The organism is Bradyrhizobium sp. ORS 375, assembly GCF_000239775.1.
GTDB lineage: Bacteria > Pseudomonadota > Alphaproteobacteria > Rhizobiales > Xanthobacteraceae > Bradyrhizobium.
Genome location: NZ_CAFI01000369.1, coordinates 29,484 through 41,023, shown reverse-complemented (window position 1 = coordinate 41,023; position 11,540 = coordinate 29,484). Strand labels below are relative to the sequence as shown.

The window sequence follows — 11,540 nt, the reverse complement described above, 5'->3', positions numbered from 1 at the left end:
GTCTGAAGAGTTTACAGGAACCCGATCGAAATCCACGGAAAAATCGCAACGATGATCAGGCCGATGAGAAGCGCCAGCAGGTAGCCCCAGATCGGACGGATGCCCTCGGCGGGATCGACCCGGCCGATGGCGCAGGCGGCGTAATATCCGACCCCGAATGGCGGCGCGAACAGGCCGATTCCCATCGCCAGGATGATCACCATGGCATAATGCACCTCGTGCACCCCGACGGCGCGCGCGATCGGAAACAGCAGCGGCCCGAACAGCACGATTGCGGGAATGCCCTCGAGCACGCTGCCGAGGATCGTGAAGGCCACGATCGAGACCGCGATGAAGGTCGCAGGGCCGCCCGGCAGCCCGGTCATGGCGGCCGCCAGCGAGCGCGAGAAGCCGGACTGGGTCAGGCCCCAGGCCATGCCGGTGGCGGTGCCGATGATCAGCAGGATCGCGCCGGACAGTGCCGCGGTCTCGATCAGCATCGGCATCAGCCGGCGCCAGTCGAAGCGGCGATAGACCAGCAGGCCCGCGAGCACGCCATAGACGATGCCGATGGTCGAGACTTCCGTCGCCGTCGCGATGCCCTCGACCACGGCGGCGCGGATCACGAAGGGCAGGGCCAGGGCAGGGACCGACACCACGAACGCCTTGCCGATCTCGGCAGCCGTCGCGCGGCGCACGCCGCTCATGTCCTCGTTGCGGTAGCGCCACCACACCAGCGTGCACAGCGTGGCCGCGAGCACGACGCCCGGCAGCAGGCCGCCGGTGAACAGCGCGGCGATCGAGACGCCGGTGACCGAGCCGATCGTGATCAGCACCAGGCTCGGCGGAATCGTTTCAGTCTGCGCGCCGGTGGCGGCGAGCAGGGCGACGAGATCGCCAGGCTTGGCGCCGCGTGCCTTCATCTCCGGAAACAGCACCGGCGCGACCGCGGCCATGTCGGCGGCCTTGGCGCCGGAGATGCCGGAGACGAGATACATCGCGCCGACCAGCACGTAATGCAGGCCGCCGCGGACATGGCCGAGCAGGCTTGCGAGGAAGGCGACCATCGCGCGCGCCATGCCGGTCATCTCGATCAGCAGGCCGAGGAAGACGAACAGCGGTACCGAGAGCAGGATGAGGTGGCTCATGCCCTCGTCCATGCGCCCGACCAGCACCATCAGCGGCGTGCGCGTGGTCAGCGCCAGATAGCCGAAGATCGCGAGCCCGAAGGCGAAGGCGATCGGCACGCCCGCGAAAACGCAGAAGCCGACCACGCCGACGAAGAAGATCACGAGGTTGAGGTTGCCGAGCGGCTTCAGCACCGGCTGCGCCAGCCAGAACAGCGCCAGGATCACCGCGACGGTGACGACGGCCAGCAGCATGGTCCTGACGTTGGCGGCGCGCGCCAGGCGGATCAGCGCGAACAACGCCATCAGTCCGATGCCGACCGGCAGCGCCGCGGCACGGCAGATGTTGGAGATCTGCAGTGCCGGCGTCGTGATGTAGCTTTCCTCGTAGGCGTATTCCCAGGACGGCCAGGCGATCATCACCAGGAACGCCAACGCCGCAGCGGTCGCAATGACATCGAGATAAGCGCGCAAGCCGGGGCTCGCGCGCGCCACCATCGCCGTCATGCGCATGTGCTCGCCGCGGCGGAACGCCACCGCGGCGCCGAGCATCGCGAGCCACAGGAACAGGATCGAGGCCAGCTCGTCCGACCAGATCAGCGGCCGGTGCAGGCCATAGCGCGCGACCACGCCCGCGAACAGGATGACGATCTCGGCCACGACGAGCAGCGCGGCCGGGATCTCGACCAGGAGGCCGAGCAGGGCCTCCAGGCGGTCCAGCCAGGACCAGCGGCGAGGGGTCTCGATGACCACCTCGCTGATGGCGATTTCCGTGAACTCGGCATGCGCCATGACGTCACCCGAACGCGCCTACGACGCCCCTGCACTTACGACAGCTTGCCGACGGCCTTTTCGAGCAGCCCCCAGGCCTCGTCGCCGTACTTGCCCTTCCACTCGGCGTAGAAGCCGGCGGTGCGCAGCTTGTCGCGGAACGGCGCGACGTTCGGCTGATTGAACGTCAGGCCCTTGGTCGCGAGATCGGCCTGCAGGCCGGCATTGAGCTTGGCGACGTCCTCGCGCTCCTTCACGGCGGCGGCGTTGATGTGCTTGGCGACGATGGCGCGCATGTCGGCCGGCACGGCTTCCCAGGCGCGGCGGTTGGCCAGGAACCAGAAGCCGTCCCACATGTGGTTCGTCAGCGAGCAGTATTTCTGCACCTCGTACAGCTTGGCGGTCGAGATGATCGCCAACGGGTTTTCCTGGCCCTCGACGACCTTGGTCTGCAGCGCCGAATAGACCTCGCTGAAATTGATCGAGGCGGGCGCCGCCTCGAACGCCTTGAACATCGAGGTCCACAGCGGCGACACCGGCACGCGGATCTTGAAACCCTTGAGATCGTCAGGACCGTTGATCGGCTTGGTCGACGACGTCGTCTGGCGGAAGCCATTGTCCCAGATCTTGTCCATCACCATCAGGCCGGACTTGGTGATCTGGCCGCGCACATACGCGCCGAGATCGCCGTCCATGGCCTTCCAGACCGTGTCGTAGTCCGGGAACGCGAAGCCGATGCCGTTGATCGATGCCGCCGGCACCAGTGTCGCCAGGATCAGGCCCGAGAGCGTGAAGAACTCGACGCCGCCCGAGCGGATCTGACTCAGCATGTCCGTGTCGGAGCCGAGCTGGTTGTTCGGGAAGATCTGCAGGTCGAACTTGCCGTTGGTCTCGGCCTTGATCGCAGCCGCCATCTCCTTGGCGCGGACGTTCAGCGGATGCGTGTCCGGCAGGTTGTTGGCGTATTTGTAGGTGAACTCGGCGCTCTGCGCGCGCGCGACATGCGGGGCTGCGATCCCACCCAGGACGGCTGAAGCCGCTGTGGCCTTCAACAGCGCGCGTCGTGACAGGCTCATTCTCGTTTCTCCCTGAGAAGCTTCTTCTTGTTGCATCCGCTCGCTTGATGTTGCGGACCGAATCCCGCTGCTGTCACCAAGCGTCACCAGCGCTTATTGCAGCGATGGGCCGCAGCAGCAACATCGGCGTTCGTCGCGGCGGCCATGGAGCGACTTCCAGCCGCGTTGGCGACACCTTCGAACGAGGCCCGAAGGAGCGATCTGGAGGATCCGCGCTGGCAAAAGATCTGAGGTTTCCGAGCCAACCCACTGATCTTCCTCAGCATATAAATATTCCATAATATACCTTATGCGAATTGGCTCTGCGAAGCTCCGAACACCTGCCTGTAGGCGGATCGACCCGATATCCCTTGTGCTGCTGATGATTGGTCGCCCTTCTCGGCCGCGCTTCCGTTCACGCCACGGCGGCGGCGCGTGCGCATCCAGGGCCAGACTACAGGCGCGCATCAGAGCGTCAGGTTGAACTTCAGCATGGTCAGGCGCGGATGGCTATCTTTCATGCCAAGCGCGACAGCCTTGTGGAGGATCTCGCGGGCTGTGTTCTTGTCGACGACGAGGCCGAGGGCGCGCAGCGGATCGTACGTCTCATTGATGGGCAGTTCCCCAGTCTTGAGTTCGGCGATCACAGATTTGGTCCAGTGCTTGTAAGGCGCCCAATCGCCCATCTGGGGCGCGGTCAGGGTCCCCCTCTCCGGTCCGAGATACTCTCCGACGATATGCCAATAGTTCGACTTGAACGTCGCCCGCAGTCCTCGCTTCCAAAGCGGACGCGGCAGGCCCGCGAACAGTGCGATCGGATCAGGAGGCTGTCCCAGGTCCAACAGGCGCGAAGCGATGATCGATCGTATCTCGACGTCTCCCGTCTCGACCACGAGCCAGAGGAAGTCGCGGCCCAACTCCGTTAGATCGCTCTGTTCAGCCAGGTCTCGCGAGCTGACACCACGTTCCCTTGCCAGAAGATCGAACGTTACAGGTCCTCCTGACTCCAAACCGCCCAACGCTTTTGCTGCGGCCTCGGCTGCAGCGCGCACCTTCGCTGAGGGATCGGTCAGGAAATGCTTCAGCAGGCTCTGCTGTGTCGGGATGCTCTTTGGAGGCAATGTAGTCGTCCCCACGCTGGATAGCAGACCCAGGCGCACGGAGGCCGGCGCAGCGGACCCCAGGGCCACGGCCAGGTCATGAGCGGCCTTCACATCTTGCCGCAGCAGCCTCTTGAACGCTGCCAGCCGGGCTTTCGGCTTCCAGCGGTCCCAATTGTCTTTGGTCAGCCGATTTCCTTCGTGAAATTCAGTCACCCCATTGTCCGACAACCAGTCGACCCAGGGCTGATACAGCGGAGAATATTGCCAATCATTAGGGGCGGGAATCCAATCCATCGGATGGGCGCAGAAGCCACGGGCTTCGGCCAGCGCGAGACAGTCACGGAGCGAGCCGTTGCCGAATGGCGTTTCATGGTCGAGGATGGCACGAAAGGCCGTACGCGCTGTCTCGCTCATGCAGGGAAGGCCGAGCTCCGGCAGATGCGACGCCAGTTCGGCGTCGGCGGCGCGAGTAATGGCATGGCGTCGTTTGATCGTCAGCAGCTGGCCAATGGACATCCGTTCATCCTTTGACCGTCCGGCGTTTGTGCGGATCGATGTGTTTGCTATGCGCCCGGCCCTTTGGCCCGCACCCTAGCGGCCAGAGATTGAGGTTCGGCTAAGATCGGCGCCCGTCATCGAGGCTGCACGCGGTGTTGTTTCCGTGTGCGAAATCGCCCCTCACTGGTCACCCCTTAGTCTTGGTTTCGTCAAAGCCCTTGGCCAAATCGCTGGCGGGGATTTGGCACGGGCGTTTCGCGTACAGGACCCGAGAGCATGTCAGTTCAGTCGACGCCGAAGGAAGTTGATCCGGGTGATGTCGCGCTGCCGCCCGACAATGAGATCTGCGAGCAGATCTATCAGCGCGTCCTCACCGAGGTGCGCGCCCGCATCGATCAGCGAATTGCCGCCATCGAGGCCCAGGCCGAGGCGGACGCCGAGGCTGACGTCGATGCTGCTGAACCGGGCGAGGCTGCGGGACCGCCTAACGAGCTCGTGAACACAGCCGCTGCGCCCAGCGCAGCAAGACGCCGGCCCGTGCTGCGGGCCGCGATCACGCTCGCGGCGTCGGCTGGGCTGGTCGGCGCCGTCGTCACCTTGGCGCGCGATCATCAGGAGGCCATCACCTCGGTCACCGACCGGATCGAGGGCGCGCTTCAATCCATCCGGCGAGAGGCCCCGCAGATGGCGATGCCGGCCGGTGGGCGCGATCCGGCAGCTGCCGGACCGAGCACGACCGACACCGCAGAGACGTCGCCTGCCTTGTCGTCGCCGCGCGCTTCGCCGTCGCCGGAGCAATCGGCCATCCGATCCAGCGATCCCTCCTCCGCGATGGCGGAAGCGACGCCCGAACGGGACATGCCGCCGGCGCCGGAGCGAGACATCGCGCCCCTGATCGAGAAGATCGCGCATGATGTCGCCGCGTTGCAGACCGGGCTGCAGGACCTGAAGGCGAGCCAGGAACAGGCCAGTCGCGATCAGGCCAAGGCGATCGAGCAGCTCCAGGCCGGCCAGGAGCAGCTCGCGCGCGCCGTCCGGGCGTCGAAAGCCGAGCCGACCACCGTGGGCGCCGCCGCACGCGTCACGCCGCGGCCACCGCAAGCACCGGCCCGCCCTCCCCGATTTCCGAACTTCTGAGCTGACGAGATCCGGCCAGGAGAGGGAGGAGCAAGCCCCTGCTCTCTACGGCTTAAGTCGTGCGGGGATCGCCAGTCGAAAGAGGTCAGCGCTTACGCAATGCGCGGTTAGTTGTCGTGGCGAATTCGCCAGGCCCAGTGCGCGTCGCCACGGTCGCGCCGCTCGACGATGTCGATCCGCAGGAAGCGGTCGTGCGCGAGCGCAGCGCCGACCCACAGCTCGTTCCAGGCGTCGAACACCGCCTTCGGAAGATTGTCCCGCTCCGACATCAGGCGCCAGGTTGTCTGGCGCACGAGGATTGCGTCGCCATCCGGCGACAGCTCTGCGTCGTCGCCTTGGCCGCGGGCCAGGCGCACGAAGGCCTTGGCGAATCCCGCGGCGCCAGGCTCGACGGCGCCAAGGAGGGCCGCAACATCATCGAAGATCTGCATGCCTATCAGTCTCGCCGCAGCGCCAGCCAGATGGCCGCCCTCCTCTGGGCCGAGCACGATCACCGTCTCCGGCACGATCGAGGTGATATACTCCATCGCATAATTGCGGAGCACTTTGAGAAGCCGTTCTTCCGGCCAGGCACTCTCCGGGAGCTTGGGGGCACGGGCTGGATCGAACGGCGGGCAGCGCTCGCCCGGCGAGAACAGAAGACGTTCGTCCGGCGCGAGATCGTGGTCCCATTCCTTGTAGTAGCCTTCGAGGCCCGGCTGGCCGTCGACGGTCTGCCCGGTACAGACGAATCCGAGCCTCGGATTGCCGAGCACGACGCCGTTGTTGGCGTGCCATCCGCGCAGCATCGCGCGCGACACTTCGGAGGGAATGCCGCAGATTGCGGTACCTGACCAGATCCAGCGAGGCGGCGGATAGCGTATCCAGGCCTTGCGGTCGTTTTCATGGATGAATTCGACCTTCACGCCGCCGACCTGGTTGGACAAGTAATGATACTGCGCGCAGGCCACGGCGTGGGGCAGACCGTGCAGACCAAGCTTTTTCAGGCCAGGCAGGAAGCGGGCCAGCTGCTGCCGGCGAAACGTGCGGAAGACGATCTCCGCCGCGCGATGCGAGCCCGCTCGCGAGGACAGCATCAGGATGAGGCCGGTCAGGTAGGCGTGATAGATCAGCTCGACGGCGCGATAGGCCGCAACGTCAGCAACTGGTGCGTGGCCCTTCCCCTCCAATTGGCTCCCCTTCTCCAGACCTTCCGCTCACCCTCTCACAGATAGTTCTCTGCAGCTTCCGCCTCGAACCGGTCCGGCGGGCCTTCCCAGACGATCTTCGCATGATCTAGCACGTAGACCCGGTCGGCGTGCGGGAGCGCGAAGGTGACGTTCTGCTCGCCAAGCAGAACCGTGATCTTAGTGGTCTCGCGCAAGCGATCCAACGCCTTAGACAGCGTCTCCAGGATCACCGGCGCGAGCCCGAGCGTCGGCTCGTCGAGGATCAGGAGCTTCGGCTTCATCATCAGCGCGCGCGCGATCGCCAGCATCTGCTGCTCGCCGCCGGACAGCGTTCGCGCCAGCTGCGGCTGCCGCGATTTCAGGATCGGAAACAGCCCGAACAGCCATTCCAGCCGCTCGCCGCGTTCCGCATCGGACAGCGCATTGCCGCCGAGCTCGAGGTTCTCGCGCACGGTCATGTCGCCGAACAATTCGCGCGTCTCCGGGCACTGCACGATGCCGTCGCGCGCGATCTGAGCGGCGGTGCCGCCGGCGAGATTGCGCCCGGCCCATTTCACCGCGCCGGAATACGGCACCAGGCCGGAGATCGCGTTGAACAGCGTCGTCTTGCCGGCGCCGTTGAGGCCGACGACCGAGACGAACTCGCCCTCGTGAACGTGCAACGAGACGTCCTGCAGCGCCTGCGCCTTGCCGTAGAGCACGCCGACATTGTCGACCTGCAGCGCCGGCGTCACGTCCTTGAAGCTCGCCTCGGGCCGCGCGGTCGAGACCAGCGCGCCGCCGAGATAGACGCGGCGCACGGTTTCGTCCTGCATCACCTCGGTCGCCCTGCCCTCGGCGATCTTCTCGCCGAGATACATCGCGAGCACGCGGTCGACCAGCGCCGACACGCTCTTGACGTTGTGATCGACCAGCAGCACGGCGCGGCCGTCGTCGCGGAATTCGCGGATCAGATTGGAGAAGTCGGCGACCTCGGAGGCCGTGAGGCCGGCGAAGGGCTCGTCGACCAGCACCAGCTTCGGACTACGCGCCACGGCCTTCGCGAGCTCCAGCCGGCGGAGATCTGCGAAGGCCAGCGTCGGTGGCCGGCGGTCGATGACGCCGCCGAGACCGACGCGCTCGGCGATGGCGCGCGCACGTGCGTCGACGTCCTTGTCGGCGAACAGCCGCGTCAGCTTATCCGGCAAGAGCGCGACCTTGATGTTCTCCAGCACGGTCTGGCGCGCCAAGGGCCGCGAGTGCTGAAACACCAGACCGACGCCCATGCGCGCGATGCGATGCGACGGCAGGCCGGCGAGCTCGACGCCGTCGAGCTTGACCGAGCCGGCCGTCGGCCGCTCGACGCCCATGACGCTCTTCATCGCCGTCGACTTGCCGGAGCCGTTCGGTCCGATCAGGCCGAGGATCTCGCCGGCATGAATCGAGAAGCTCAGATTCTTGACGGCGACGAGGCCGCCGAAGCGCTTGGTGAGGCCGTTGACCTCCAACATCGGCGCTGCGCTCATGCTTTGGCCCCTCCCCTGATGATGCCGAGGAAGCCGTCGGGGAAGAACAGGATGACGACGAGCGCGATCACGGAGACGATGAGGGTCGCAAGCTCGCCGAGCGGCCGCAGCAGCTCGCCCATGCCGATCAGGAAGATCGCGCCGATCGCGGCGCCAATGACGGTGCGGCGGCCGCCGAGCACGGCCGCAATGATGATCTGCACGCCGACGCCGACATCGACGAAAGTCGAGACCGACGCCGTACCCATGTAGAACACCATCAGCGCGCCAGCGAGCCCGGAGAAGAACGCGCTGACCACGAAGGCCGCGAGCTTGTGCTTGGTGACGTTGAAGCCGAGCGCGCCGGCCTGGATCTTGTCCTGGCCGCTCGCCTGCAGGATCAGCCCGATGGCGCTGCGCGACAGGCCGAACAGGATCGCGCCTGACACCAGCATGAAGCCGAGCGCGATCCAGTAATTGGTCTTGGCGTCGATCGAGATCACGTCGGGAACGGCGAGGCCGATCTCGCCGCCCGTCAGCCCGGCCGCGACGACGATGAAGTTCTGCAGCATCAGCACGGCCACCAGCGTTGTCAGGCCGAAATACGGTCCGCTGACGCGTAGCGCGGGCAGCGCCAGCACGACGCCGCCGACCACTGCCGCCAGCGCGCCGGCGGCGATGCACAACCAGATCGAGAGTCCCGGCGAGTAGTGCGCGTCGAGAATGCCGGCGGTGTAGGCGCCGACACCGATCAGGAAGGTCGGCCCGAAATTGACCTCGCCGGCGAAGCCGAACAGCAGGTCCCAGGACATCGCGAAGACGGCCGTGTAGTACGCGACCGTCAGCAGTCCCAGCACATAGCCGGACACATAGGTCGGCAGCACCAGGGCGACGATGACGGTGAGAACGGCGATCCAGAACAGACGCGAGGTGACGAAGCTCGGCATGCTCACCTCCGTCCGAACAGCCCTTGCGGGCGCAGATACATGACGACGACGAGCAGCAGCAGCGCCGGGATGGTGCGGTAGGCCGGCGAGATCAGATAGGCCGTGCCCGTCTCGAGATAGCCCACGACATAGGCCGCGATCAGCGAGCCAGAGACACTGCCGAGGCCGCCGAGCACGACGATCGAGAACGCGCTCGCCGTCAGCGGACCGACGCTGTAGGAGCTGACGCCCAGGAACATGCCGAGCAGGATGCCGGCGACGCCCGCCAGCAGCCCATAGATCGCCCACACCGTGAGATAGATCGACGACAGCTCGATGCCGAGCAGCGTGACGCCGCGCGGGTTCATCGACGCGGCCATCACGGCCTTGCCGCGCCGTGTGCGATTGACCAGGAACCAGAGCAGCCCGATGGCGACCCAGCAGATCACGGCGGTGAAGTACTCGTTGCGCGGGGTCCTCACGCCGAACACGGTCGTGACGCCCTCGACGATCGGCAGCACGGTCTTCGCATTGTTGGTGAAGAGATAAGCGATCGCCTCCTGGATGATGATCCCCCACAGCAGCGTCGCCGTCAGGATGAAGATCTCCTTCTCCGACTCCGCGATCGCCTTGGAGAGCTGGATCGGCCTGACGGCGATGAAGTAGGTGGCGAAGGCCAGGACGAGGCCGGCGAGGACACCGATGAGCGCTCCCGTGTAAGGTCCGACGCCGAGCTCGCCGGCCGCGGCCCAGGCGGCGACCGCCGCACCGACCATGATGGCGCCGTGAGAGAGGTTGAGCACGCCGGAGACGCCGAAGATGAGCGTGAAACCGGTCGCGCCGAGCGCATAGAGAGCGCTGATGGCGAAGCCATCAATCAAGATCTGCCAGAAAAGCATTGAAGATAGACCCGAGCGTCGGACTGAGGCACCAGAAAAATGGGCCGCTCCTCACGAAGCGGCCCCGTGATGCGTCAGTTGCTGGCTGCCTTGAGCTTGATGAAGGACGGCCACGTCGCGGTGCCTGCGGCGAGCTCCTTTGGCCAGACGTTGACCTGCTTGCCGGCCTGCCATTGCAGCATGAGCCCGGTGATGTAGCCCTTGCCGGTGCGCAGCGCGTGCGGGTTCGGGTCACCCTTCGGCTTGAAGGACACGCGGCCGATGGTGCCGACATAATCAGTCGCTTCCATCGCTTCGACCATTTTGTCGGGATCGGTGCCGCCGGCCCGATGGATCGCGTCCGCGATCATGTAGACGTCGTCATAGGAGGTGTAGCCGGCGTAGGACGGGATATTGCCGAACTTCTTCTGATAGGCATCGACGAACGGCAGCGTCTTCGGCGTGACGGCCACGCCGGGACCCGACACGGCGTTGAACATGACGCCTTCGACGGCGCCATTGGTATCCTTCCAGAACGTGGAATTGGTCGCCTGCGAAGAGATGCCGAACATCGGGATCGGCACCTGCTGGCTCTTCCATTGCACCGTCGGCTGGGTGCCGACATGCGAGATGCCGGTGATCATCACGTCCGGCTTCAGGCCTTCGATCTTGTTGAAGATCGGCGTGAAGTCGGTGGTGTCAGGCGACATCCGGATGTGGTCGACGACCTTCAGCCCGATCTCCGGCAGGCACTTCTCGTAGCCGGCGTCGAGCGGTGTCGTCCACGCCGCGTCCTCGCTCATGATGACGGCGGTCTTCATTTTGTACGGCTCGACCAGCAGGTCCTTGGCTGCGTCGCAGACGAGGCCGGCGAGCGAGGTCGAGGTCAGGTAGCCGTGGAAGGTGTATTTGAGCTGGTCATAATTCTTGGCGATGTTCTGGGTGATGACGTCGGAGGCCGCGCCGGGCGTGATCATCAGCGTCTTCAGCCGCCCTGCCCACGGTTCCAGCGCCAGCACGACCTCGGAGATGTAGCTGGCAATGACGGCGTTGACCTTGTCCTCACTCACCGCGCGTTGAAATGCTCGCACCGATTCAGCCGATGAGGAATGGTTGTCGTAGACCACGATCTCGATCTTGCGTCCGTCGACGCCGCCCTTGGCATTGATCTCCTCGGCGGCCAGTTGCGCAGCAGGTGCGATCGATGAGCCGGCAACGGCTTGAGCTTCGGCGATGACGCCGATCTTGATCGGGTCCGCTGCCCATACGGCCGAGGACATCAGCGCAGTGGCGCAGCTCGCAAGCAAGAATGACTTGAACGAAATCATGAGACCTCCCGATTCCTTATGCCTCTGACGGGCAGCCGGACTTTGGTCTCCCACATGCCACCGAGCAAGTGCACAGGCAAACTCC

At 65.3% G+C, this 11,540-nt stretch carries 9 protein-coding genes; 1 reads left to right on the top strand and 8 read right to left on the bottom strand.

The window, feature by feature from the left end; all coding sequences use genetic code 11:
* Window positions 1-11: 11 nt before the first annotated feature.
* From BRAO375_RS25780 to BRAO375_RS25770, 3 genes are all read right to left on the bottom strand, one after another.
* Window positions 12-1,898 carry a TRAP transporter large permease gene (locus BRAO375_RS25780; RefSeq protein ID WP_009030381.1) on the bottom strand — a complete coding sequence of 629 codons (1,887 nt, stop codon included), beginning with the start codon at window positions 1,896-1,898 and terminating at the stop codon, window positions 12-14.
* A 35-nt stretch (window positions 1,899-1,933) separates the two neighbouring features.
* Window positions 1,934-2,953: a TRAP transporter substrate-binding protein gene (locus BRAO375_RS25775; RefSeq protein WP_035642196.1), complete on the bottom strand. Its 1,020-nt coding sequence runs from the start codon at window positions 2,951-2,953 to the stop codon at window positions 1,934-1,936.
* Between the two features lie 446 nt (window positions 2,954-3,399).
* Window positions 3,400-4,551 carry a hypothetical protein gene (locus tag BRAO375_RS25770; RefSeq protein ID WP_009030379.1) on the bottom strand — a complete coding sequence of 384 codons (1,152 nt, stop codon included), beginning with the start codon at window positions 4,549-4,551 and terminating at the stop codon, window positions 3,400-3,402.
* A gap of 258 nt (window positions 4,552-4,809) precedes the next feature.
* On the opposite strand from BRAO375_RS25770, the gene BRAO375_RS25765 reads away from it, so the two are divergent.
* The gene (locus BRAO375_RS25765) at window positions 4,810-5,670 is read left to right on the top strand and encodes a hypothetical protein (RefSeq protein ID WP_009030378.1); all 861 of its coding nucleotides are present in this window, start codon (window positions 4,810-4,812) and stop codon (window positions 5,668-5,670) included.
* Between the two features lie 107 nt (window positions 5,671-5,777).
* Here BRAO375_RS25765 and BRAO375_RS25760 read toward each other — a convergent pair whose 3' ends face one another.
* From BRAO375_RS25760 to BRAO375_RS25740, 5 genes are all read right to left on the bottom strand, one after another.
* A complete protein-coding gene (locus BRAO375_RS25760) occupies window positions 5,778-6,839 on the bottom strand; it encodes a hypothetical protein (protein WP_009030377.1) in 1,062 nt (353 codons plus the stop codon).
* A gap of 35 nt (window positions 6,840-6,874) precedes the next feature.
* Window positions 6,875-8,344 carry an ATP-binding cassette domain-containing protein gene (locus BRAO375_RS25755; RefSeq protein ID WP_009030376.1) on the bottom strand — a complete coding sequence of 490 codons (1,470 nt, stop codon included), beginning with the start codon at window positions 8,342-8,344 and terminating at the stop codon, window positions 6,875-6,877.
* Window positions 8,341-9,270 carry a branched-chain amino acid ABC transporter permease gene (locus BRAO375_RS25750; protein WP_009030375.1) on the bottom strand — a complete coding sequence of 310 codons (930 nt, stop codon included), beginning with the start codon at window positions 9,268-9,270 and terminating at the stop codon, window positions 8,341-8,343. The genes BRAO375_RS25755 and BRAO375_RS25750 overlap by 4 nt, the downstream gene beginning before the upstream one ends.
* Before the next feature lie 2 nt (window positions 9,271-9,272).
* The gene (locus BRAO375_RS25745; protein ID WP_009030374.1) at window positions 9,273-10,148 is read right to left on the bottom strand and encodes a branched-chain amino acid ABC transporter permease; all 876 of its coding nucleotides are present in this window, start codon (window positions 10,146-10,148) and stop codon (window positions 9,273-9,275) included.
* 74 nt (window positions 10,149-10,222) lie between these two features.
* Entirely contained in the window at window positions 10,223-11,509 is a 1,287-nt protein-coding gene (locus BRAO375_RS25740; RefSeq protein WP_009030373.1) for an ABC transporter substrate-binding protein, read from the bottom strand.
* Window positions 11,510-11,540 lie beyond the last annotated feature (31 nt).

Coding starts and splice junctions, on each gene's coding strand:
- BRAO375_RS25765 (WP_009030378.1), top strand. CDS start 4,810: ATGTCAGTTCAGTCGACGCCGAAGGAAGTTGATCCGGGTGATGTCGCG.
- BRAO375_RS25750 (WP_009030375.1), bottom strand. CDS start 9,270: ATGCCGAGCTTCGTCACCTCGCGTCTGTTCTGGATCGCCGTTCTCACC.
- BRAO375_RS25755 (WP_009030376.1), bottom strand. CDS start 8,344: ATGAGCGCAGCGCCGATGTTGGAGGTCAACGGCCTCACCAAGCGCTTC.
- BRAO375_RS25770 (WP_009030379.1), bottom strand. CDS start 4,551: ATGTCCATTGGCCAGCTGCTGACGATCAAACGACGCCATGCCATTACT.
- BRAO375_RS25775 (WP_035642196.1), bottom strand. CDS start 2,953: ATGAGCCTGTCACGACGCGCGCTGTTGAAGGCCACAGCGGCTTCAGCC.
- BRAO375_RS25780 (WP_009030381.1), bottom strand. CDS start 1,898: ATGGCGCATGCCGAGTTCACGGAAATCGCCATCAGCGAGGTGGTCATC.
- BRAO375_RS25745 (WP_009030374.1), bottom strand. CDS start 10,148: ATGCTTTTCTGGCAGATCTTGATTGATGGCTTCGCCATCAGCGCTCTC.